We start from the raw sequence: 23,828 nt of genomic DNA on the forward strand, positions 1-23,828 counted from the left end.
GCGTAAGGCTGCGTATCCTTCTCCCCCGTGGGGAGAAGGGGGCATATGGAAAGGGCGGCCGTTGCGGGCCGCCCTTTTCGTTTTGCGTATGAAGGCGCTTATTTCGTGCCTTCCGATGCCTTGGCCTTGCCGCCCTTCTTGCCCTTTTTGGGGGCGGCGGGGGTGATCTGGAAGGCGAGAGCCTCGTCCTTCATATGGACATGGACTTCGCCGCCATGGACCAGCTTGCCGAAGAGCAGTTCCTCGGCCAGCGGCTGCTTGATCTTTTCCTGCATCAGGCGGCCCATCGGGCGCGCGCCGTAGAGCTTGTCATAGCCCTTTTTCGTGAGCCAGCTCTTGGCATCGTCATCCAGCGTGATGTGGACGTCGCGGTCGGCCAGTTGCAGTTCGAGTTGCAGCACGAACTTGTCGATGACGCGGGCCACCACTTCGGTCGGCAGATAATCGAACGGCACGATCGCATCGAGGCGGTTGCGGAATTCGGGGGTGAAGAGCTTCTTCACCGCATCTTCCTGCACATCTTCACGAGTGAATTCGCCGAAACCGATGCTTTCCTTCGCCATGTCCGACGCACCGGCATTGGTGGTCATGATGAGGATGGTGTTGCGGAAATCGACGGTCTTGCCGTGGTGATCGGTCAGGCGGCCATTGTCCATCACCTGCAAGAGGATGTTGAACAGGTCCGGGTGCGCCTTTTCGATTTCGTCGAGCAACAGCACGCTATGCGGATTCTGATCGACCGCATCGGTCAGCAGGCCGCCCTGATCATAGCCGACATAGCCCGGAGGGGCACCGATCAGCCGGCTGACCGAATGGCGTTCCATATATTCCGACATGTCGAAGCGCTGGAGCGGGATGCCCATGATCGATGCGAGCTGGCGCGCGACCTCCGTCTTGCCGACACCGGTGGGGCCGGAGAAGAGATAGTTGCCGATCGGCTTGTCCGGATCGCGCAGGCCTGCCCGAGACAGCTTGATCGCGGAGGACAGCACTTCGATCGCCTTGTCCTGGCCGAAGACGACGCGCTTGAGGTCCGTGGTCAGCGAGCTGAGCACGGTCTTGTCGTCGGACGACACGGTCTTGGGCGGGATGCGGGCCATGGTCGCGATGACCTGCTCGATCTCCTTGGGCGTGATGGTCTTCTTGCGCTTGGAGGGCACCACGAGCATCTGCATCGCGCCGACTTCATCGATCACGTCGATCGCCTTGTCCGGCAGCTTGCGGTCGTTGATGTAACGGGCCGAAAGCTCCACCGCCGCCTTGATCGCGTCGGGGGTATATTTGACGTGATGATGCTCCTCGAACGCGGTGCGAAGCCCGGCGAGGATCTTGATCGTATCCTCGATCGTGGGTTCGTTGACGTCGATCTTCTGGAACCGGCGCAGCAGGGCGCGGTCCTTTTCGAAGTGATTGCGGAATTCCTTGTAGGTGGTCGAACCGATGCAGCGGATCGTGCCGCCCGACAGAGCGGGCTTCAAGAGGTTCGAAGCATCCATCGCGCCGCCGCTGGTCGCGCCAGCGCCGATCACCGTGTGGATCTCATCGATGAAAAGCACCGCGTGCGGCATCTTTTCCAGTTCGGTGACAACCGCCTTCAGGCGCTCTTCGAAATCGCCGCGATAGCGGGTGCCGGCCAGCAGCGCGCCCATGTCGAGCGAGTAGATGACGGCTTCCTTGAGGACGTCGGGCACTTCGCCCTCGACGATCTTGCGCGCCAGGCCTTCCGCGATCGCCGTCTTGCCGACGCCCGGATCGCCCACATAAAGCGGGTTGTTCTTGGACCGGCGGCACAGGATCTGGATCGTGCGATCCACTTCGGCGGTGCGGCCGATCAACGGATCGACCTTGCCCCGGCCGGCCTTCTCATTGAGGTTGACGGTGAACTGTTCGAGGGCGCTGTCTTTCTTGGCCTTACCGTCCTGCACCTTCTTTTCCTCCTCGGCGACGCCCTTCGTCTCCTGACGCTCGGGCGCGGGCGTGCCCTTGCCGACGCCATGGCTGATGAAGCTCACGGCATCGAGGCGGCTCATATCCTGTTGTTGCAGGAAGTAGACGGCATAGGATTCGCGTTCGGAAAAGAGTGCGACGAGGACGTTGGCGCCCGTCACTTCATCCTTGCCGGACGACTGGACATGGAGGATGGCGCGCTGAACCACGCGCTGAAAACCGCTGGTGGGGGAGGGGTCGGACGCCCCTTCGACCTTCAGGCTGTCGAGTTCGGTGTCGAGATAATGGGTGACCGCGTCGCCCAGCTCGCCCAGCTCCACGCCGCACGCCTGCATCACCTTTGACGCATGTTCGTCATCAATCAATGCCAGGAGGAGATGCTCCAGCGTGGCATATTCATGCTTACGCTCGGACGCGTGCGTCAGCGCATTGTGCAGGGTTGTTTCAAGAGCGGGTGCGAATGAAGGCATGTCTGTTCTACTCCTGGCCCCAAAGAGGGGTAGTGTTGAACCCTATGTCGGCATTGCTCGACGCAGGATCAAGGCCATGGCCCAGACCAGCGGAATTGCCTGACTGCCGTAGCCCTATGGAGCCTTTCAAGGCGCAGGGGGCGTGGCAATGGTTCATCGTCTGAATAACGCCTCGGCACTTGCCTTATGGTTAACGGCGTTGTCTTTCGTCCGCCGGGTGCGCGCGATTTCCGTTTCGAGGGCGGCGATGCGGGCATCCAGTTCGGATACGGACAATGGCCCCAGATCCTGTTTCAGCAGGCGGGTCAGCGGATCGTCGCCCTTGTTCGGCAGATCGTCATCCAGGTCCATGACGCCAATGTTGACCCAGTTGGCCACTCTGTCAATAAGGGCATAGGTTCCGCACGGTAATTTTTGATGCGGTGCAACATGGTTAACGGCTGGGGGCAGCAATATGGCGGATTTGGACGCAGTGCCGGGCGAGATGACGGCGATCGCGATTCCCACGCCGGGCGGGCCGGATGCCTTGGTGCCCGAGCGGCGGCCGGTGCCGGTGCCGGGCGAAGGCGAAGTGCTGATCAAGGTGGCCGCCGCCGGCGTGAACCGGCCGGACGTGTTGCAGCGGCAGGGCAAATATCCGCCGCCGCCAGGTGCATCCGACATTCCCGGACTCGAAGTGGCTGGCACGATCGTGGCGGCAGGCAGCGGTGCGGACGCGTTGATCGGGCAGAAGGTGTGCGCGTTGCTGGCGGGCGGCGGCTATGCCGAATATGCGGTGGCGCCTGCGGGCCAATGCCTGCCGGTGCCGGACGATTATGATCTGGCCGAAGCGGCGGCGCTGCCCGAGACGCTCTTCACCGTGTGGACCAATTTGTTCGAGCGCGCCTATGTCGTGGCGGGCGACACGGTGCTGGTGCATGGCGGGACCAGCGGGATCGGCACGATGGCGATCCGGCTGTGCAACCTGTTCGACGTGACGATCATCGCGACCTGCGGATCGGACGAGAAATGTGTGGCTGCGACAGAGTGGGGCGCGGATCATGCGATCAACTACAAGACGCAGGATTATGCCGAGGAGGTGAAGCGCATCACCGGCGGGCAGGGTGTGCAGGCGGTGCTGGACATGGTCGGCGGCGATTATGTGCCGCGCAACCTGTCCTGCCTGGCCGAGGATGGCCGGCATGTGTCGATCGCCGTGCTGGGCGGGGCGAAGACGGAGGTCTTCATTCCGGCGATCATGCAGAAGCGGCTGACGCTGACCGGATCGACGCTGCGGGCGCGGTCGGTGGGTTTCAAGAGCCTGGTCGCGGACGAGCTGATGCGCAATGTCTGGCCGTTCGTGGGCGAGGGCAAGCTGCGCCCGGCGATGGACCGGAAGTTCGCTTTGACAGATGCGGCCAAGGCCCATGCCCGCATGGATGCGGGCGAGCATTTCGGGAAGATCGTGCTGGTCGTGTGAGAGACTGTTGGGAAAATGCGCGAAAGAGCGCATTTTCGATGCGGATGCGCCAAGCTGTTACCCGTTCAGCCGGCGCTTGCGGTAGGTGGACGGGGTTTCACCGGTCATGTTGCGGAAGGCGCGGTTGAAGCTGCTCTGGCTGGCGAAGCCCAGAAATTCGGCGATATAGTTCATCGACGCGTCGGATTGGCCGAGCATCTCCTGCGCCCGCTCCAACCGGGTTTTCAGCACATATTGGTGCGGGCTGACGCCGGTCGCCTTCTTGAACACGCGGCAGAGGTGCGAGGGGGTGATGCCGATCTGCGCCGCCATTTCCTCCAGCCCATGGTCCGCCTCCGGCCGTTCGCGGATCGCGTTCATGATATGGTGGATGCGATAGGCGGAAAAGGCGGAGGTCGGGAATTCCTGCGCCGCCGCCTTGACCGGGCCGCGCAGCATATGCGCCTTGAGCGCGTCGACGAGCGCCGAGACATAGAGATCGCGGGGGCCATCGGACGGCGTGTAGAGTTCTGCCAGTATCTGCCGGGCGAGTGCGGCGCCGAGCGGATCGTTGAAGGCGAAGCGCATGCGGGAAAACTGGTCCAGGACCGAGGCCGAACGCAGATCGTCGGCATCGACGCTGAGCGTCACGACATCCAGTTCACCATCGACCAGCCAGCGGGTGCTCATGGTCGCGGGCACGATCGTCGCGGCGCCGGGGAAGGAACTGGTTTCGCTCCACCCGTCGCGGTCCCAGGTGCGCACATTGGTCTTGCCGGCCAGTTGTACCACGAAGAGGGGATCGGGCAGGGCGGGCAGGGCGTAGCTGCCCACGAACTGACGCCAGCGGCTGAAGCGCCAGCGGCCGTCGGAGGATTCCAGCTTCACTTCGGGGGCGCGCTTCAGCGTATCGGCGATGATCGCTTCGGCATGCCATTTGCCGTTGCTGGCGGGCGCAGGGGCAAGGCTGCTCATGCGATGCAGCCGGACGCGGGGGCGTTCCCCTGACTGATGCCTGCGACCTTGAGCGAGCTGACCATATTACCTCTCCGTGCCGCCATTCTGCGGTCATTGCATCATCTTCTCATACAAGAATGGCCGGTCCAAGGCTTTGCTGAAAAAGCGCATCAGATTTTGCATTTCTTGCGCTAATTGGGTGCGATCAGCTTCGGGCGTCCAGATCCATGCCGCGCGCGATGATTTCCAGCATGATTTCGTTGCTGCCAGCGAAGATGCGGCTGATCCGGGCGTCGGTGTAGAGGCGGCTGATCCGATATTCGTCCATATAGCCCGCGCCGCCGTGCAGCTGGACGCCAAGGTCGACCATCTGGCTTTCCACCTCGCTGGCCAACAGTTTGGCCGAGGCTGCATCGCCGCCCTCCAGCGATCCGGCATTCGCGCGCAGGACCAGTTGATCGACCATGGTTTGCACCGCGTCGATCTGCGCGCGCAGGGCCGCGAGGCGAAATCGGTTATGCTGAAACTGCCCGATCGCCTGACCGAATGCGCGGCGATGCCGGACGAAGTCGAGCGTGAGATCGAGCGCGACCTGCGCGGCGGCGATGCTGGCGATCGCGGCGATCAGCCGTTCGGTGCCGAGAAATCGCATGAGGGTGCCGAAACCGGCGGTGGGATCGCCCAGCAGATTGTCGGCCGGCACATGGACGTCGTCCAGCATGATTTCGGCGGTGTCCTGCGATGCCAATCCCATTTTCTTGAGCGGCTTTCCACGCGACAGGCCGGCCATGTCCCGTTCGACCAGAAAGAGGCCGATCGGTTCGCCCGGCAGGTCACGGCATCGCGCGACGACGACGATCGCGTCGCTCAATATGCCGTTGGAGATATAGGTTTTCGTGCCCGACAGGCGCCAGCCGTCGCCATCCCTGATCGCGCGGGTCTGGACCGCGCGCAAATCGCTGCCGCCGCCCGGTTCGGTCATGGCGATGGCCAAGATGGTGTCGCCCGCCACGATGCCGGGCATCAGCCGCGCGCGCAATGTGGGCGACCCGAGGCGGTCGATATAGGGCGCGACGAGGTTGCTGTGCAGGTGGATGTAGAAGCCGGTTTCGCCGTGGCGGATATTTTCCTCTATGATGATCTGGTCGAAGCGCAGGTCGGCTATGCCCGCGCCGCCCACATCGGCCTGTGCCCACAGGCATAGCAGTCCGGCCTCGCCAGCCTGGCGATAGACGGCCCGGTCGACCATGCCGTCTCGGCGCCACCGTTCCGCATGGGGCGCCACATTGGTCAGCATGAAATGACGGACGGTGTCGCGGAACAGGATATGTTCGCTATCGAAGATCAGCCGGTCCATGGCGCGATATCACCCTCTCATCGTGGCGGCCGGTGCGCGATATTCGTCGATCAGCCTGCGTTTCATCAGCTTGCCGGTCGGTTCGCGGGGGAGGTCGGCGCGGAAGACGAATGCGCGCGGCGTCTTCACGCCCCCCAGGGCCGTACGGACGAAGCGGGTCAATTCTTCCGTCAGAGCGGCGTCGCCGTCAACGCTTTCGGCCGGTTGCACGATGGCCAGGATATTTTCGCCCATTTCCTCGTCCGGAACGCCGATGACGGCCACGTCTGCGACCTGCGGATGGGTGATCAGGCAATTTTCGATTTCCTGCGGATAGATGTTCACGCCACCCGAGATGATCATGAAGCTGCGCCGGTCGGTAAGGAACAGATAGCCGTCCGCGTCGAGATGGCCGACATCGCCGAGCGTGGCCCAGCCCCGGTCATTATGGGCAGCGGCGGTCTTGTCCGGATCATTATGATAGGTGAAGGTCGGGCCGTCCGAGAAGAAGACGTCGCCCGTTTCGCCGGGCGCGACTTCCTGCCCATTTTCTCCCACGATACGGACCCTTCCCAGCACCGCGCGGCCGACCGATCCGGGGCGGGACAGCCATTCGGGCGAAGACAAGGCGGTGATGCCGCAACATTCGGTGCCGGAATAATATTCATGCACGATCGGCCCCCACCAGTCGATCATCGCCTGCTTGACCGGCACGGGGCAGGGAGCGGCGGCGTGGATGACGGCTTTGAGCGACCCATGATCGTAGCGGGCGCGGACATCCTCCGGCAATTTGAGCAACCGCACGAAATGGGTCGGCACCCAGGTCGCATGGGTGATGCGGTAGCGCTCGATCAGCGCCAGCGAGTCTTCCGCGTCGAACCTGTCCATCACCACCACGGTGCCGCAGAGCCGATGAATGGTCATCGCCCAGCGCAAGGGCGCGGCATGATAGAGGGGCGAGGTGGAGAGATAGATGCAGTCCTGCCCCATGCCGTAGAGGGCGGTGCCCATCCCCTCCAGCGCGGTCTGCGCGTCCAGGGGGCCTTCGGGTAGCGGGGGCTTCACGCCCTTGGGCCGGCCGGTGGTGCCGGAGGAATAGAGCATGTCCGTACCGGCGCTTTCGTTGGGGACGGGCGTGTCCGGATAGCGGACGACGCTGGCGGACCAGTTTTTGAGCGGATCGACAGCGGTATCGACCAGATAGCCCTGTACGCCGTCCGCCTCTGCCAGCGCCGCCTGCGCCAAAGAAGCGAGCCGGTCGGATGCGATCAGAATGCGCGCGCCAGAATCCCACAGGATATAGGCGATGTCGGCGGCGGACAATTTGGTCGATATGCTGGTGAGGTAGAGGCCGATGCGCTGCGCCGCCCAGCCAAGGTCGAAGATCGCGGCTTCATTGTCCATCAGCAGTGCGATCCCGTCGCCGCGCACGCAGCCGAGCGCGCGCAGCAGGTGGGCGCCGCGATTGGCGGCGGCCTCCAACTGGCCGTAAGTGATGGTCTGGTCGGTCGCCGGCAGGATGATCGCCGGTCGATCCGGATCGCTGATGGCAAATGGCCTGGGGTGCATGGGTGAGCCTCTCCAAAAATCATGCGGCATGATGCGCGGCGCATGGTCGGCCGGGGCCGCTATCGCTCACGTCTTGCGCTTGGTGGCTACAGAGGCCCGGTTTGTGCGCCAGTTCAAGGCGAGCGCAAGAAATGCCAAATCTGGCGTCAACTCTGGGTAAAGCCTTCCCGGTTCGGCTGGGCTAGGTCTGCTTCATCATAACCGCATCCCCCGCCAAAAGGGGGAAGATGGAGGAGAGGGTAAATGAGGTTCATCACGACCAAGGCTTTGGCGATTCTGCTGTGCAGCGGCGTATCGCAGGTCGCGTTGGCGCAGGAGGCGGCAAGCGCGCCCCAGCCGACAGCGGATAATGGAGACATCATCGTCACCGCGCAGCGCCGGTCGCAATCCATGCTGTCTGTGCCGCTGGCCATTTCCGCGCTGGGTGGCGAAACGCTCCAGAATAAGGGGATTTCCAATTCCGCCGCGCTAGCGACGGCGGTGCCCAATTTGCAGGTCAGCAGCCCCTATGGCAGCACCCAGCCCAATTTCTCGCTGCGCGGCATCAGCGTCGCCAATGAATATAACAGCAATCAGGCTTCGCCCGTGGGCGTCTATATCGACGACGTCTATATCGCTGCGCGGACCAGCCATGGCATGGGCCTGTTCGATCTGGATCGGGTGGAAGTGCTGCGCGGGCCGCAGGGCACTTTGTTCGGTCGCAACACGACCGGCGGCGCGATCAACTTCATCACCCGCGCACCCAAATTGTCGGGCACCAACAGCTATGCCGAGGTCGGCTACGGCAATTTCAACACGTCCAAGGCGCAGGCCGCGATCGAAACCACGATGGTCGAGGATGAATTGGGCATCCGCGTCGCCGGCAATTATGAAAAGGGCGACGGCATGCTGCACAATGTCGCGCCGGGCGGTCGGGATTCCAACAGCGTCGATACGGCGCAGGGCCGCGTCTATCTGCGCATGAAGCCGGGCAATGGTCCGCTGGATATCAAGATTCGCGCCTATGCGGGCCGCGATCGCGGGGCGCAGGCGGCCATCCATGGGCTGACCGGTCCCAACACGCCAGGACAGGGCTTTTTCGACATCAACGAAAATGACGTCGGCGAAAACCGCACCGACGCCTGGGGCGTGGCGGCCAATGTCGCGCTGGAGCTAAGCCCCACGGTCACGCTGACGTCGATCACATCCTATGATGGCGGCAAGCAGAATTTGCAGCAGGCGGCGGACGGGTCGCCGCTTAACGTGCTCAACATCAACTGGCGCTCCAATTTCCGTCAGTTCAGCGAGGAAGCGCGCCTGAATTATGAGGGCGAGCGGCTGAAGCTGGTGGGCGGCGGCTTTTACGGCTGGGACCGCACGATCACCGACAATCGCTTCAATATCGGCAGCGCTCTGGCGCCCGGTGTCGATGGTGGCTTCTTCCAGCATTATCGCCAGACGCGGAGATCCTATGCGGCCTTCCTTCAGGGCGATTACGGCCTGACCGACAAGCTGGTGCTGACCTTGGGCGCGCGCTACACTTGGGACAAGGCGAAATATGGCGACGCCTATGCCTATCTGTTCGCCGGCCCCTTCGGCAGTGCGGGGACGCCGTTGGCCAGCACCGTGCCCTGCGCCGGGGTGGCGGGCACTTGCGCCTATGATCCTGCGGCTCGCTATGCGATCGACGGCAGTAACAAGGCGCTGACCGGCCGCGCGGCATTGAGCTACACCTTCGATGGCGGCACTCTGGTTTATGCCAGCTATAGCAGGGGCTATCGGTCCGGCGCGTTCAATGGCGGCGGCTACACGTCGTCGGTCGGCATCACCTATATCGACCCCGAACGGGTCAATGCCTATGAAGTGGGCGTCAAGGGCCGCTTCCTGGACAATAAGCTGACCCTGTCGGCGGCCGGCTTCTATTATGACTATAGCAACCAGCAGGTGCAGGATACGCGGCCCGGCCCGGTATCCTTCCTGGTCAATGCGCCCAAGTCGCAAGTCTATGGCGGCGAAGTGGAGGCCAGCCTGCGGCCGATCGACGGCCTGGTCATCAACCTGTCGGGCGGCTACCTCCATGCCACCTACAAGGATCTGACGTTGCAGAACACGGACCTGTCGGGCAACGACCTGCCCTTCGCGCCGCGCTGGACGGGAACGGCCGGGTTCGACTGGACGATCTTCGATACCGGCAGCGACAGCCTGACCTTCTCCCCCACGGTAAATTATTTCAGCCGGCAGTATTTCTCGCCCTTCAACGGCACCGACGCGGTCGGCACGGCGCAGAATAACGCGGAATTGCAGCAGAAGGGCTATGCCAAGGTCAACGCCACGTTGGCCTGGGCACATGGGCCGTTCCAGCTGCGCGGGTGGATCAACAACGCCTTCAACCGCAAGACCTACAGCTATGGTCTGGACCTGCGCGGGGCGGGCTTCCCCTACAACTTCCTGGTTCCAGCCATGCCGCGTACGTTCGGTGTGACCGGCCGGTTCAGCTTCTGACGCCGGGAGAGCGCCCCATGACCGCGACCATAACCGCCCCGGACCTGAAAGATCCCGACCTCTATTTCGACCGGGCGCCGCACGATCTGTTCGCGCAGCTGCGGACCGAACAGCCCGTCTATTGGAACCCGGAAAGCGACGGGGCGGGGTTCTGGGCGCTCACCCGCTATGCCGACATCGTCGCGGTGTCGCGCAATCCGGGCCTCTTCTCGTCCGCGTACGAAAATGGCGGGCATCGGATCTTCAACGAGAATGAGGTCGGGTTGACAGGCGCAGGGGAGGCGGCGATCGGCATCCCCTTCATCTCGGTCGATCCGCCGGTCCATACCCAATATCGCAAGTTCATCATGCCCGCTCTGTCGCCCGCGCGGCTGGCGGGGATAGAGGAGCGCATCCATGCCCGGTGCCTCAGCCTGATCGACAGGATTCCGCTGGGTGAGACGGTCGATCTGGTGCCGTTGCTGTCGGCGCCGCTGCCGCTGCTGACGCTGTGCGAGCTGCTCGACCTGCCGACCGGTATGTGGGTGAAGCTGTACGATTGGACCAATGCCTTCGTTGGCGAGGATGATCCCGATTTTCGCCAGTCTCTGCAAGCGATGGCGGCGATATTGGGCGAATTCATGGCCTTTTCCCAACAGCTGTACGAGGAAAGGCGGGCGACGCCGGGGCAGGATCTGGCGACGTTGCTGGCGACCATGGAGGTCAATGGCCAGCCGGTGACGTTCCAGGAATTTGTCGGCAACCTCATTCTGGCGCTGGTCGGCGCGAACGAGACGACGCGCAATTCGCTGAGCCACAGCGTCGCGGCCTTTGACGCCAATCCCGACCAGTGGGATCTGGTCCGTGCCGATCCGACACTGCTGAAAAACGGCGTGCGCGAAATGGTGCGCTATGCCAGCCCGGTCATGCACATGCGGCGGACGGCGACGGCGGATACCGAAATCGGCGGGCAGGCGATCCGTAAAGGCGATAAGATCGTGCTGTGGTATATCGCCGCCAATCGCGACGAGAGCGTCTTTCCCGACCCCGACCGGTTCGACATCAGGCGGGGGAATATCCAGCATCTGGGCTTTGGCACCGGTCAGCATGTGTGCGTCGGATCGCGCCTTGCCGAAATGCAGCTGAGGGTGGCTTTCAGTCTATTGGCGGAGCGTGTCGGCCGGTTCAAGATGATGGCGGCACCACGCCGATTCAGGTCCAACTTCATCAACGGGCTGAAGAATCTGGACGTGCAGATGGTCGCTGCATGAGGAGAGGATGATGGACCTGGTCCGGGGATCGACCGACGAGGAAATCATTTCGGACGCGCTGGGCCGCGCGCCCGATATCCAGCTGGGCGCCGATCATGGCGCTGGCGCCTGTGCCGGTGGCGCCAGTTCGTGGGCAGCTATACCCTGCCGGCGCTGCCCGATCCGATGTTCGTCGTGCATATTGCGGGCAAACCCAATGTGCGCACCTGGGAAAGGGACGGGTGGAGCGAGACGAGTTCGCTGCCCGGATGCGCCACCATCGTGCCGTCGGGGCATCCGACCGGATGGCTGGTCGATGGCGAGCTGGACGTCGTGACGCTGAGCGTCGCGTCGACCGACCTGCAACGCGCGCCCGCGCTCGACCAGTTCCGGCGGATGCGCTTTGCCTTTTCCGATCCGCTGGGCGTCGCGCTGACGCGGCAGGTGCTGGGCGAACTTTATGCGCCGCAGACGAAGGAGCGGGACGTCTATGTCGGCGCGCTGGTCGATGCGCTGAAAGCCCATATGATGCGCGGGCCAGTGAGCGCCAGCAGCGCGGACATCCCGACCGCCGCTTTCTCCTCCTATCGCATCCATGCGATCATGAACGCCATATTGGAACGGCCGGAAGCCAGCCATCATCTGGAGGAACTGGCGGCGCAGGCAGGCATCACGCCGACCCATTTCTGCCGCGTGTTCAAGAAGGCGACGGGTGTGTCGCCACATCAATATGTCATGCGCGCGCGGCTCGACCGAGCGCAGCAGATGCTGGAACAGTCCGACACGTCGATGGCGACCATTGCCGACGCGCTGGGCTTTACCAGCCAGAGCCATTTCACCCGCGCCTTCCGCCAATTTGCCGGCGAAACGCCGAGCGATTTTCGCAGGCGCCGTCAGGAGACGCTTCAGTGAGTGCTATTCAGGGTTTTGAAGGACTGGTCCTGCCGGATCTGGCGTTGCGGGCGGGCGGCGATCGGCTGGCCACCGGGGCGACGATCGCCGATATCGATCCCTGCACGGCGCAGGCCTTTGCGCAAGTGCCGGTGGCCGATGGGAGTCAGGTGGATGCGATCGTGCAAGCGGCACACCGGGCGTTCCATGATCCGGCCTGGCGCGACCTGACGCCGCTGGCGCGCGAGCGGTTGCTGCATCGCTTTGCCGATGCGATCGAGGCGGACCTGCCCCGGCTGGCGGCGCTGGAAGCGCTGGACGCGGGCAAGCCGATCGGCGTGACGGAGACGGTCGATATCCCGGCCGCGATCGGATGGCTGCGCACCTATGCCGGCTGGCCGACCAAGCTGGCTGGCCGGGCGGGCACATTGTCCGCAACGCCAGGGCAGTGGCATGTCTATTCGCGGCGCGAGCCGATCGGCGTGGTGGCGGCCATCACGCCGTGGAATTTTCCGCTGGTGCTGGCGATGTGGAAGATCGCGCCGGCGCTGGCGGCCGGTTGCACCGTCGTTCTGAAGCCTGCGCCGGAAACGCCGCTGTCGGCGCTGCGGCTGGTGGAACTGGCGCGGCAGGCAGGGTTGCCGGACGGGGTGCTGAGCGTCGTGACGGGCGATGGGGCTACGGGCGCGGCGCTGGTCGAGCATCCGCTGATCGCGAAGGTCGCCTTCACCGGATCGACCGCGACGGGGCAGGGGATATTGCGGGCGTCCGTGCCTGATCTCAAGCGGGTGACGCTGGAACTGGGCGGCAAGTCGCCGTCCATCATCTGCGCCGACGCGGACCTGTCGGTCGCTATTCCGCAGGCGGCGATGGGCTGTTTCTTCAACAGCGGGCAGGTCTGCTATGCCGGCACGCGCCTCTATGTGCATCGGTCGGTCTATGATGAGGTGGTCGAGGGGATCGCCGCCTTCGCTGCCGGATTGACATTGGGGCGCAGCGCCGATCGCACCACCGCGCTCGGCCCGTTGATCAGCGCGCGCCAGCATGAGCGGGTGACGGGCTATGTCGACCGCGCACGGGCGGCGGGGATGGAGGCGGTTGCGGCCAATGCCGCGCTGCCCGGCGAAGGCTATTATTTCGCGCCGACCCTGTTGCGTGATGTGCCCCGCGACGCGGAGGCAGCGCGCGAGGAGATATTCGGCCCTGTGCTGGCCACGGCCGCCTTCGACGATCTGGACGAGGCGATCGACCTGGCCAATGACAGCCCATACGGCCTGGCCGCCCATGTCTTCACCCGCGACCTAGCGACCGCGCACCGCACGGCGGCGCGGCTGGAGGCTGGAACGGCCTTTATCAATTGCGTGATGCTGGCCGACCCGGCCTTCCCCTTCGGCGGCATGAAAATGTCCGGCATCGGCCGCGAAAATGGCAGCGAAGTGCTGGACGCCTATCTGGAACCCAAGACGGTGGTGGTGGCATTATGAGTGACGCAAGCGTGCATGAAGGCGGGTGCCTGTGCGGACAGGTGCGTTACAGCTTTACCGGCGATCCGCTGCTGGTGGCGCTGTGCCATTGCACCCATTGCCGCAAGCAGGGCGGCGCGCCCTTCTCTCTGATCTGTGCGGTGGCGGACGAGGCCTATAGCGAACGGGGCGAAACGCGCATCTATGAGGATCGCGGCGAAAGCGGCGCGGCGGTTCATCGCCATTTCTGCGCCACATGCGGGTCGCCGATCCGGTCGATGGCGGCAGCGTTGCCGGGGCTGACGATCGTCAAGGCGGGGACGCTCGACACGCCCGACCAGTGGCCCCCGGTGCTGGAGGCCTATTGCGACAGCGCCCTCAGCTGGATGCCCACCATCACCGACCAGCGTTTCGCGCGGTCCAATATCGGAGAATGAGATGAGCAATCTGGATGGCAAGACCGCCTGGGTCACGGGCGCGGGATCGGGCATCGGCCGGGCGACCGCGATCGCGCTGGCGCAGGCGGGCGCGAGCGTGGTGCTGGGCGATATCAATCCGGCGGGGCTGGAGGAAACGGCCGGGCTGTGCGGCGGTGCGGCGACCCTGTCGCTGACGCAGGACGTCACCAGCGAAGCGGCATGGGCGGATGGGGCGGCGGCGATCGACGCCCGCTTCGGCCGGCTCGACATATTGGTCAACAATGCCGGCATCATGATGGCCCAGCCGTTCGAAGACGCGCCGGTCGAGATACTGCGCCGGCAGAATCGCATCAATGTGGAGAGCGTCTATATCGGCATGCAGGTGGCATTGCCGCTGATGCGCCGCACGATTGCCGATGGGGCGAAGGGCGCGTCGATCATCAATATCGCGTCCGTCTATGGCATGGTCGCGGGTGCACAGTTCGCCGCCTACAGCGCCACCAAGGGCGCGGTCCGATCGCTGAGCCGCGCGGTCGCCTACGAACTGGCGAAGACCGGCATTCGCGTCAATTGCGTGTTGCCGGGACCGGTGCAGACCAATTTGGGCGCAGATTGGGAGCCGCCGCGCGACGAGACGGGCGCACCGATTCCGCCGGAGGTCGCGCTGGCCGCCTGGGCGCAGCTGATCCCGATGGGCCGGCTGGGCATCGCGCAGGATATCGCCCCGCTCGTCGCCTTCCTGGCCGGCGACGATGCCGCTTTCATCACCGGCGCGGAATTCGTTGCCGATGGTGGTTATACCGCAGCCTGAAGGACATATCATGGACAGTATCGCCGCCATCGCCCGCGCGCCGCATCACCCCTTCACGGTCGAGCCGATCGTCATCGATCCGCCCCGGCCGGGCGAGGTGCTGGTGCGGATCGCCGGGGTCGGGCTGTGCCATACCGATCTGGTCGCGCGGGACCAGTTCATCCCGATCCCGCTGCCCGCCGTGCTGGGCCATGAAGGGGCCGGTATCGTCGAAGCGGTTGGCGAGGGCGTGACCAAGGTGGCGCCGGGCGATCGGGTCGTCATCGGCTTTGCCAGTTGCGGCCATTGCGCGCGCTGTGACGAGCATCTGCCATCCTATTGCCGTGAATTTCCGATGCTCAACTATGCGGGCACGCGGGCGGACGGCAGTTCGGGCCTGCGGCAGGGCGACGCGGCGCTGTCCGGCCATTTCTTCGGCCAGTCCTCCTTCGCCGGGCATGCGTTGGCGCAGGAGCGCAATGTCGTGAAGATCGAGGCGACGGACGTGCCGCTGGAACTGCTGGGGCCGCTGGCCTGCGGATTCCAGACCGGGGCGGGCGGGGTGATGCGATCGCTCGCTTGTCCGGCCGGATCGACCATCGCCATTTTCGGCGCGGGGCCGGTGGGGCTGGCGGCGGTGATGGGCGCGGTGATCCAGGAGTGCGCGACGATCATCGTGGTCGAACCGGTGGCCAGCCGTCGCGACCTGGCACTGTCGCTGGGCGCGACCCATGCGATCGACCCGGCGGCGGAGGCGGTGCTGCCGGATGCGATCCGCGCGATCGTGGCGGACGGGGTGGAATTCGCGTTCGAGACGAGCGGGCGGGAAGCGGTGGTGGAGGCAGCGCTGGCGTCTCTGGGCAGCCATGGCCTGCTGGGACTGGTGGGCGTGCCGCCCAAGCCGGAGAGCAGCCTGACGATCAATCTCGCCGCGCTCATCACCTACGGCCACCGCATCCATGGCATCATCGAGGGCGACAGCGATCTTGATGGCTTCATCCCGGAACTGGTGGAGCTGTATCGGGCGGGGCGTTTCCCGTTCGATCGCCTGATCCAGACCTTCCCGCTGGCGCAGATCAACGAGGCGGTGGAGGCACAGGCGCGGGGCGATTGCGTGAAGGCCGTGCTGATCCCCTGAACTTTCCGTTCTTTTCGAGCGGACGGATATATTTGGCCCGGGGGACCGCATCGAGAAACGGGCCGCTTCCTTTTCAGGAAACGGCCCGTTTCTAGCGCCCGTTCAGAAATTATAGCGGGCGGTGATGCCATAGGCGCGCGGCGGGGCGTGGAGCATATAGTCATAACCAAAGGCATCGCGCAGGTTGAGGCCGTACATGAACATCTTCTTGTTGAAGAGGTTCGTAGTCCACAGGCGGATCGCCAGCTGCTCGCTTTCCCAGCCCAGCGTCGCATTGACCCGGACATTGCCGGGCGCATGCAGGTTGATGTTCCCGGCTTCGTTGTTGAAGGGCGAGAAATATTGTTTGCTGGTGTAGATGAGGTTCGGCGAGAAGATGATGTTCCCGCTGCCCAACTGCCCCAGCGTCCAGTCCGCGCCGGCATTGATCGTGATCTTGGGCGCGTTGGGCAGGCTGTTGCCGTCCAGCACCGTGCCCGACAGGGTCAGCTTATCATAAGTCGCATCCAGCCAGGTGAAGGAGAAATTGGTCTTCAGGCTGGAGATGAAGCGGGTGTTGAATTCCAGCTCGAACCCCTTGATCGTGGAGCCGGGCGCCGAGCGGATGAAACCCGTCGTGCCGATCACCTCATTGAGCTGCTGGTTCTTGTACTTGGTGAGGAAGGCGGCGGCGGTCAGGTTGGCGCGATTGTCGAACAAGCGCGCTTTGGTGCCGACTTCATAGGCTTCCACCTTTTCCGGCGGCACGAAGTCGATCGGGTTGCCGGCGTAGAATTGGCTGGAGAAGGAGCCGGCCCGATAGCCGCGGCTGTAATTGGCATAGACCATGGCGCCGCTGTCGAACGTATAGTCCACGCCGACCTTGCCGGTGAGGCGGCTGCTGGAGCGACTCTTGTTTGCTTCGGGCGTGATGACGCCTGCGGGTGAGATCGAGCCGTGGGTGAAGGTGATGGAAGCCGCATCCGGATCGGCCGGATCGAAATCATAGCCGCCGAAGGAGGGGGAGGTTGCCGGATCGGCGAACTGCGTCAGGAAACTGTAGGAATCGTAATGACGGCTCCTGTCCTTGGTATAGCGCAGACCGAGCGTGAAGCCCAGATTGTCGCCCAGCTTCTGGTTCAGCTGCGCAAAGGCAGCATAGCTTTTGCGGGTCTGCTGATAATGCTGGTAGAAATACAGCACCTGCACCAGCCGGTATTTGTCGACATTGTCGATATGATCCCAGCCATAATAGACGCCGGCCTGCACATTGGTGCCGGCATTATTGTAGGCCAGCTTCACCTCCTGATTAAACTGCTTGTAGGTGTCGCCATAATTGGTCTGAAGATGGCCGATGACGGGCGTGCCTGACCCTTCCTGCGTAAATTCCTGCTTCGACCAGTCATAGGCGGTCAGCGTCTGGAGCGAGAGGGCGTCGGTCAGCTCATAATTGAGGTTGAACTGGACGCCCGCATTCTTGACGTCGTTGAAGCCGAGATCGGGCTGGTTCGTCTCGAAGAAGCTGAGATTGTCCTGCGCGCGATTATAGCCCGATGCGCCATTGGTCAGGTGATAGGCGGCAGCCTGCGTCGGCTTGCCCTTCGATCCTGTAAATTTCAGCATCATGTCCAGCCGCTCGGTCGGCCGCGCGCGGATGATGAGGCGACCGGCCAGACTGTCGCGGCTGTTGGCGTCGGGCTGGCCGGGGAAGATATTCTTCACGAACCCGTCCGCCTCGACATAATTGACCGAAGCGCGGAAACCCAGCACATCGTCGACCAAAGTGCCTTCGATCGCGGCCTGGCCCTTCACTTCGTTGAAGCGGCCATAGCCCCCCTCGACATAGCCGCGCGTGCCCGATTCCAGGCTGGGCTTGACCGAGATGAAGTTGATCGCGCCGCCGGTGGTGTTGCGGCCATAGAGCGTGCCCTGCGGCCCGCGCACCGCTTCGACGCGCTCCAGATCATAAAGTTGCAGGCCGTGCATGGTGCGGGCGGAGAGGTAATTGTCGTCGGTATAGACGCCGACGGGCGACACCTGATTGGCGCCATATTCATTGCCGACGCCGATGCCGCGCATGGTGAAATTGGGCTGGGCTTCACCGAAGGCCGACGTGACTTGCAGAGAGGGGACGGCGGCGCTCAGCGCAAAGGTCGAGTTGGCGCCCTGCCTCGCCAGATCGGTGGGGGTCAGCGCGGTCACGGCGACCGGCACCTTCATCAGCGATTCCGACTGGCGCTGGGCGGTGACGACGATGTCCTCCAGCCCGACATTCTGCTGCGGCTGCGGCGCCTGCGGTTCCTGCGCAAAGGCAGGCGCGGTCGCCATGGTCAGCGCCAGCAGCGCGCACGATGTATGGAACATAATGTTCTTCATCATTCCCCTCCTATATTGTCTTTGTTGGGTTGACCGCCTTCGGCGGTTCGTCTGTGTTCGAAGCTTCCTCTTCCCTTATATTCCCGTCCAATTGCGTTTGGCGGCCCATTCATCGGCGCGGACGATGGACCGCGCGGACCGCGCGAAGCTCATCCGATCGGCACCTGCGTCGGCTGGCCGGTCGCCGCCGTCACGCCGCCATCGGCGACCACGATCGACCCGTGCATGTAGCTGGCATCGTCCGACGCCAGGAAGGCGACGATAGACGCCATCTCATCCGGCTGGGCTGGGCGCTGCGCCGGGATGGATCTGAACCAGTCCTCCAGCAATTGCGGAAACGCCTTGAACGCGTCCGTCGCGGGCGTTTCGACAAAGCCGGGGCAGAGCGCGTTGATGCGGATATTCTCGCGCGCATGATAGGCGGCCATGGCGCGGGTCAGGTTGATGACCGCGCCCTTTTGCGCGCAATAGCTAGGATAGGCGCCATCGCCCGCCAGGCCGGAAATCGACGCGACGTTGACGATGACGCCGCCGCCCTGCTTGCGGAACTGGCGCACCGCCCCGCGCGACAGGAAGAAGACGGAGTCGAGATTGACCGCCGTGCTGCGCCGCCATTCTTCCGTACTATGATCGGGGATCAGGGCGACGGCGGCCTTGGCGGCATTGTTGACGAGGATGTCGAGCCGCCCGAACAGGGTGACCGCCCGCGCGAGCAGCGCTTCGCAATCCGCTTCCTCGCTCACATCGGTGCGCAGGAAATGGGCGTTGGGCGTATCGAGCGCCGCCAGCGCATCGGCCCCGCGCCCTTCATCCTGCCCGCAGAACAGGACATGCGCGCCTTCGTCCAGCAAGCGGCGGACGATGGCGAGGCCGATGCCCGCCGATCCGCCGGTGACGATGCACGCCTTGTTATCCAGCCGCGCCATCGCTCTATTCCTTGTCCCAGCGGCTGATATCCATGCCGCTCGTGACGCCCAGCGGCGCATAGGCGCCGAGGATCGCCTGCTCGAACACGCCGACCGACTTTTCCTGGCTGCCGTCCGGGTTGGTCAGGGTCAGGTGCGACAGGCGCTGGACATGGAAATTCTGCATCGCCATCGGATCGAGATCGTCGACGGTGAAATCCTCGCGCTCCACCTTCAGCGGTACGCCATGATAGCGGCCGTGGAACCATTCGGGATGGAAATAGCCGATGCCCTTCATCTGCATCCGGTGGAACGGGGTGAATTCGACCGTATAGGGGCCGGTGCCATAATCGACCGTCAGCGTCCCGCTTTCGGGCCAGAGCGTGCCGGCTTGCAGCACCGTGTCCAGCGTCCCTTCCTCCGTCTCCAGAAAGGCTTCCGGCCCGGCGCCATCGGGGCAGAGGACCGAGCGCCGGTTCCAGACATGCCCGTCCGGTTCGGCGGCGATGTGGAAGAACAGGCTCTTGCTCGCGAAATTGAGCGGGGTCCATTGCCAGAAATAGCCCTGCGGCGCTTCGGGCACATTGGGCTGCGGATCGGACAGGCCGATGGGGCGGATGCCCCAGCTACGGTCGCGCGTACCCATGGCGTGGGGCGACAGGTCGATGCGGCGACCATCGATGCTCACCCAGCCGGACCAGTGGCCGTTCTGGGTCAGGCGGGTATAGTCCAGAAAGCCGCGCTTGCCCACGCGCCGGGTGAAGCGTGGCTCCTCGATCGGGAAGGCACGGCCGGTTATGGTGAGGTCGGCGGCGATACCGTCCTGCTCCTCGACCACGAAGCGCAGGGTCCAGAGCGGCTTGGGTATTTCCAGCCGCATCGGGCCGATGCTCATGTCCATCCGGTCGGTCAGGATGCGCGATCCGCGCAGATTATATTGCTTGCCTTCGACCTGGATGGAAATGCCGCAATCGGTGACGTTGAGGTGGGGATAGACCCCCATCCCGATCAGGAAGAAGAGCGAGCCGTCCGGTTCGAACCCGTTGAACCAGTAGCGATCGTAGAAATTCCGGTCGCTGCCCGAATAGCAGATGGGTTCTGGCGTCTGATGGATCGGAAAATCGTCGGCGGCTGTAAGCATCTATTCTCTCCGTCTATTCTGTCAGAAATTGGCGAGGGTTACGCGGCGCCGCTCGGTCGAGGCGCGCAGTTCGTCCCAGATGGCGCTATTCAGCGCCTGCGCGCTTTGGTCCGTCTCGATCCGCGCTTGTAGGGCGATGAGGGCGCGGCGCCGCTGATCGTTGATCCGCTCCAGCGTGGATATTTTGAGGTCTTGGGCTTCCTCCTTCGCGGCGTTCCGAAAGGCCGGATCGCCGGTCAGGGCGCTGCCCTGCCCGAGTAGCGTGGCGAGCGCGGCATTTTCCTGCACCAGCCGGTCGGCGGCGCCGTCCCAGGCCTCCGCCGTCATGTCCAGCATCGCAGCGGTCATGCCGACCATATTCGCCTGAAAACCCTTCAGGTCGGGCAGGATCGTCTCGCGCAATTTGCGCGCGACATCTTCGAGCACGGCAGGGATGTCCGGTTTCATGATAGCTTGTCCATCAGTTCGAGGATGGCCCTGTCCTGCGCGTTGCGCAGCCACCAGGCGGCATAGGCCTGAATCACGTCGCGATTCTGGCCGGACTGCCAGACATGGGCGCAGCTGTTCCAGATCGCCTGGCCCTTGATACAGTTGAACAATTCCCACCAATGGAGCGCGCGGGGATCGGCGATGAGGCCGCTGGCTTCCTCCCAGATCGCCACCGCCTGCTCGCGGGTGGCAAGGCCGCAATAACGATCGTCCTTGGCGAAGCAGAAGACGCGCGCCAGGCTCCAGCCCAGATCCTCCAGCGGATCGCCCAGATGGGCCATTTCCCAATCCAGCACGGCGATCAGGTCGCCCGCATCATCGTAGAGGAAATTGCCGGCGCGAAAATCGCCATGCACCATCGCCAGCTTCTGCGCGGTCGGTTGCCAGCGCTCCAGCGCGCGGATCGCGGCGCGGGTGATGGGTTCGGCGCCGACATCATGGCGGTCCAGCACATCGACCCAACTGGCCAGTTCCTGCGCGGCGGTGTTTTCCACCGTTGCGGGGCGGGTGAAGCCCATGTCCAGCGCTTCTACCGGCACGGCGGCGAGCCGGCCCATGGTCGACCACATTTGTTGCGCGATATGGGGCAGGCGGTCGGCCCAGGCCGGATCCTGAAACTGATATTCGCTGTTATGATAGCCGCGCAGATCCTCCGCCAGACTGATCGCGCCGTCGAAATGGGATGCGTCCGGCTCCAGCAGGATCATCTTGGGCACGGGAATGCCATGGCCGTAGATCGCCTGATAGGCGGCAAATTCATGGGCGCGGTCGCTCTCGACATTGCTGGCGGGCGGGTCGCGCCGCAGGATCATGCCGGTGCGCTGGCTCTCCCCCTGTTCGTCCACATAGGACAGGTCGAAGCGAAAGGTTTCCCGCGATGCGCCGAGCGGCAGACGGAAAAGATTCTCGACCGCAAGCTGCGTCCATTGGGGCAGCTTGTGGCCGAGATAGGTTTGGAGAAGGTCTGCACTGATCGGTTTCATGCGTCTCTCAAAAAGGTCTGGAGAGAAGGTCAGGCTAGGCCGATCCCCGGATAAGGGGGATGGACGGAAATCCACCTATGCGGAGGCGACGAGCAATTTGACCTGGCTGCCGTCGCCGCCGGTCAGCGCGGCAAAGGCGCTGTCCAGTTCGGTAAGGCCAACCGTGCCCGTGACCATGGGGGCGAGGCGATCGGGATTGGCGGCGATCATGGTGAAGGCTTCGCCAAATTCCGCTGGCGAGTAAGCGAAGACGAAGCGCAGCGTCAGGCTCTTCTGCAACAGGAAGGCCGGCTCGATCGGGTCTGTTTCCATGCAGTTGCCGACCACAACCAGCGTCGCGCCGGTCGGGCATGTCTTCGCCAGCGTCATCAACATGCCAGGCTTGCCGACACATTCGAAGACGACCGCGCGGCTGCGGCGTTTCTGATCGGTGGTGACGGCCATGGCGTCCGACATGCCGATGGGCAGGCCTAGGTCGGTCCACCATGCCGGGCCGGCGGCATCGCCCGGCGAAAGGATGATGTCCGCGCCCATCCGTTCCGCCATGGCGCGGCGCGCGGCATTGGGTTCGATCGCTAGTACCGGGCCAAGCCCGAGCGCCTTCAGTCGCGCGATGATGAACAACCCCACCGGCCCGCAACCCACCACGGCGAAGGCGCAATCGGCGTCGGCCCCGCTTTCCGCGACCGCATGGACGGCGACCGACAGCGGCTCGGCCAGCGCGGCGATGTCGGTCGGGACATGATCGGGCACGGGCAGGCAGAGCGCGGCGTCCAGCAGCATCGCTTCGGCAAAGGCACCGTTATAGCGATTGGAATAGCCGATCAGTTCGATCCCCTGCGGCCCGGTGAGAAAGGGCAGGCCGACGATCCGTTGGCCCGCGGCAAAGCTGCCGCTCGGTTCGATCAGTTCGCAGCAAAATTCATGGCCCATCACCACTGGCTGAGCGGGATCCATGAAGCCGCGAAAGCCCGCGCGCTGCAACAGGTCGCACAGATGATCGGCATGGTCGCGGGCATGCAGGTCGCTGCCGCACACGCCGCACACCAGCGGACGGGCGAGCAATTGTCCGGCCGCCGGCACGGGATCGGGCAGCGATTCCAGCGTGAACCGCCCATCGTTCAGCACCATGGCCTTCATATATCCTCTCCTTCGCCGTTCATTATCCAGCCGCCTCTTTTGTTATGTGGCTTCCGGGCTTTGTCAGGGTGCCACGCTTGCCCGCGCGCTACTCATCGCCTGTTCCGAACAAAGTCGGACGATTTTCCATATATGGCGGAAAGGCCGGAATTATCGGGCTTTGCCGCCATGACGGCATGTGGTGGCATGGATAGAACTGCCAATATCGTCTAACGAAAATATCGGTCAATATCGAGTCGGCAAAAGACTTGAAGAAAGGAGAGCGATGCGGGACGAGGATCCGCAGGCCGTGGTGGAGGCTTTGATCGACGCGTTCAATCGGCGTGACGGCGTTGCTGTCGCCGCGCTGTTGCACGATGATATCATGTGCATCGGTATCCCGCTGCCACCGGCGCAGGGCAAGGCGGCGGCGCTGGACCTGCTGGCGCCGTTCCTCGCGGCGGAGGCGATCGACTGGCAATTGCATGCGATCGCCGTCAATGGCCGGACCGTCCATACCGAACGCACCGACCGTTTTCGTTTTGCGGGCGCGGACTGGACGCAGGTGCGGGCGGCCGGCATCTTTGAAGTGGCAGAGGATAGCCGCATTCGTGCCTGGCGAGACTATTTCGATATGGCGGAACTACTCGCAGCGATGCCGGCTTCGGGGTCGCAGGATATTTGACGTTGGCCGTCCGACCCTTTATG

The 23,828-nt window shown here is 63.8% G+C and carries 20 protein-coding genes; 9 read left to right on the forward strand and 11 right to left on the reverse strand.

Annotation, left to right across the window (positions count from 1 at the left end; translation table 11 throughout):
* Positions 1-98: 98 nt before the first annotated feature.
* The gene (clpA, locus tag F4U94_RS06715; RefSeq protein WP_120250349.1) at positions 99-2,417 is read right to left on the reverse strand and encodes an ATP-dependent Clp protease ATP-binding subunit ClpA; all 2,319 of its coding nucleotides are present in this window, start codon (positions 2,415-2,417) and stop codon (positions 99-101) included.
* A 153-nt stretch (positions 2,418-2,570) separates the two neighbouring features.
* Positions 2,571-2,768, reverse strand: coding sequence for a DUF1192 domain-containing protein (locus F4U94_RS06720; protein WP_120252083.1), 198 nt, complete (start codon positions 2,766-2,768; stop codon positions 2,571-2,573).
* 103 nt (positions 2,769-2,871) lie between these two features.
* Here F4U94_RS06720 and F4U94_RS06725 point away from each other — a divergent pair, with 103 nt between their 5' ends.
* Positions 2,872-3,876 carry an NAD(P)H-quinone oxidoreductase gene (locus tag F4U94_RS06725; RefSeq protein WP_120250348.1) on the forward strand — a complete coding sequence of 335 codons (1,005 nt, stop codon included), beginning with the start codon at positions 2,872-2,874 and terminating at the stop codon, positions 3,874-3,876.
* 57 nt (positions 3,877-3,933) lie between these two features.
* Here F4U94_RS06725 and F4U94_RS06730 read toward each other — a convergent pair whose 3' ends face one another.
* From F4U94_RS06730 to F4U94_RS06740, 3 genes are all read right to left on the reverse strand, one after another.
* A complete protein-coding gene (locus F4U94_RS06730) occupies positions 3,934-4,830 on the reverse strand; it encodes a helix-turn-helix domain-containing protein (RefSeq protein WP_120250347.1) in 897 nt (298 codons plus the stop codon).
* 187 nt (positions 4,831-5,017) lie between these two features.
* Positions 5,018-6,169 carry an acyl-CoA dehydrogenase family protein gene (locus F4U94_RS06735; protein WP_120250346.1) on the reverse strand — a complete coding sequence of 384 codons (1,152 nt, stop codon included), beginning with the start codon at positions 6,167-6,169 and terminating at the stop codon, positions 5,018-5,020.
* A gap of 9 nt (positions 6,170-6,178) precedes the next feature.
* On the reverse strand, positions 6,179-7,717 hold the full coding sequence (locus tag F4U94_RS06740; RefSeq protein WP_120250345.1) for an acyl-CoA synthetase: 1,539 nt from the start codon (positions 7,715-7,717) through the stop codon (positions 6,179-6,181).
* A 243-nt stretch (positions 7,718-7,960) separates the two neighbouring features.
* Here F4U94_RS06740 and F4U94_RS06745 point away from each other — a divergent pair, with 243 nt between their 5' ends.
* The 7 genes from F4U94_RS06745 (at position 7,961) to F4U94_RS06775 (ending at position 16,128) form a co-directional block, all read left to right on the forward strand.
* Positions 7,961-10,198 (forward strand): TonB-dependent receptor, encoded by a 2,238-nt coding sequence (locus F4U94_RS06745; RefSeq protein WP_120250344.1) that lies wholly within the window; start codon positions 7,961-7,963, stop codon positions 10,196-10,198.
* A 17-nt stretch (positions 10,199-10,215) separates the two neighbouring features.
* A complete protein-coding gene (locus tag F4U94_RS06750) occupies positions 10,216-11,448 on the forward strand; it encodes a cytochrome P450 (protein WP_120250343.1) in 1,233 nt (410 codons plus the stop codon).
* 129 nt (positions 11,449-11,577) lie between these two features.
* Positions 11,578-12,339, forward strand: a complete 762-nt coding sequence (locus tag F4U94_RS06755) for a helix-turn-helix domain-containing protein (RefSeq protein WP_232015986.1) — start codon at positions 11,578-11,580, stop codon at positions 12,337-12,339.
* Entirely contained in the window at positions 12,336-13,802 is a 1,467-nt protein-coding gene (locus F4U94_RS06760) for an aldehyde dehydrogenase family protein (protein ID WP_170271912.1), read from the forward strand. The genes F4U94_RS06755 and F4U94_RS06760 overlap by 4 nt, the downstream gene beginning before the upstream one ends.
* Positions 13,799-14,218 carry a GFA family protein gene (locus F4U94_RS06765; RefSeq protein WP_120250342.1) on the forward strand — a complete coding sequence of 140 codons (420 nt, stop codon included), beginning with the start codon at positions 13,799-13,801 and terminating at the stop codon, positions 14,216-14,218. The genes F4U94_RS06760 and F4U94_RS06765 overlap by 4 nt, the downstream gene beginning before the upstream one ends.
* 1 nt (position 14,219) lies before the next feature.
* Positions 14,220-15,011 carry an SDR family NAD(P)-dependent oxidoreductase gene (locus tag F4U94_RS06770; protein WP_120250341.1) on the forward strand — a complete coding sequence of 264 codons (792 nt, stop codon included), beginning with the start codon at positions 14,220-14,222 and terminating at the stop codon, positions 15,009-15,011.
* 10 nt (positions 15,012-15,021) lie between these two features.
* Entirely contained in the window at positions 15,022-16,128 is a 1,107-nt protein-coding gene (locus tag F4U94_RS06775; protein WP_120250340.1) for an NAD(P)-dependent alcohol dehydrogenase, read from the forward strand.
* Between the two features lie 102 nt (positions 16,129-16,230).
* Here F4U94_RS06775 and F4U94_RS06780 read toward each other — a convergent pair whose 3' ends face one another.
* The 6 genes from F4U94_RS06780 to F4U94_RS06805 all read right to left on the reverse strand — a co-directional run bounded on the left by F4U94_RS06780 (position 16,231) and on the right by F4U94_RS06805 (position 23,141).
* The gene (locus tag F4U94_RS06780) at positions 16,231-18,486 is read right to left on the reverse strand and encodes a TonB-dependent receptor (RefSeq protein ID WP_150411876.1); all 2,256 of its coding nucleotides are present in this window, start codon (positions 18,484-18,486) and stop codon (positions 16,231-16,233) included.
* 146 nt (positions 18,487-18,632) lie between these two features.
* Positions 18,633-19,409: an SDR family NAD(P)-dependent oxidoreductase gene (locus tag F4U94_RS06785; protein WP_170271913.1), complete on the reverse strand. Its 777-nt coding sequence runs from the start codon at positions 19,407-19,409 to the stop codon at positions 18,633-18,635.
* Between the two features lie 4 nt (positions 19,410-19,413).
* Positions 19,414-20,529: an Rv3169 family protein gene (locus F4U94_RS06790; RefSeq protein ID WP_120250337.1), complete on the reverse strand. Its 1,116-nt coding sequence runs from the start codon at positions 20,527-20,529 to the stop codon at positions 19,414-19,416.
* Between the two features lie 21 nt (positions 20,530-20,550).
* Complete coding sequence (locus tag F4U94_RS06795) at positions 20,551-20,976, reverse strand: hypothetical protein (protein WP_120250336.1); 426 nt, start codon at positions 20,974-20,976, stop codon at positions 20,551-20,553.
* On the reverse strand, positions 20,973-22,001 hold the full coding sequence (locus F4U94_RS06800; RefSeq protein WP_120250335.1) for a phosphotransferase family protein: 1,029 nt from the start codon (positions 21,999-22,001) through the stop codon (positions 20,973-20,975). The genes F4U94_RS06795 and F4U94_RS06800 overlap by 4 nt, the downstream gene beginning before the upstream one ends.
* A 75-nt stretch (positions 22,002-22,076) precedes the next feature.
* Positions 22,077-23,141, reverse strand: coding sequence for a zinc-binding dehydrogenase (locus F4U94_RS06805; protein ID WP_120250334.1), 1,065 nt, complete (start codon positions 23,139-23,141; stop codon positions 22,077-22,079).
* 265 nt (positions 23,142-23,406) lie between these two features.
* On the opposite strand from F4U94_RS06805, the gene F4U94_RS06810 reads away from it, so the two are divergent.
* Positions 23,407-23,805 carry a limonene-1,2-epoxide hydrolase family protein gene (locus tag F4U94_RS06810; protein ID WP_120250333.1) on the forward strand — a complete coding sequence of 133 codons (399 nt, stop codon included), beginning with the start codon at positions 23,407-23,409 and terminating at the stop codon, positions 23,803-23,805.
* Positions 23,806-23,828: the final 23 nt, after the last annotated feature.

The organism is Sphingobium limneticum (assembly GCF_008710155.1).
Lineage (GTDB): Bacteria > Pseudomonadota > Alphaproteobacteria > Sphingomonadales > Sphingomonadaceae > Sphingobium > Sphingobium limneticum.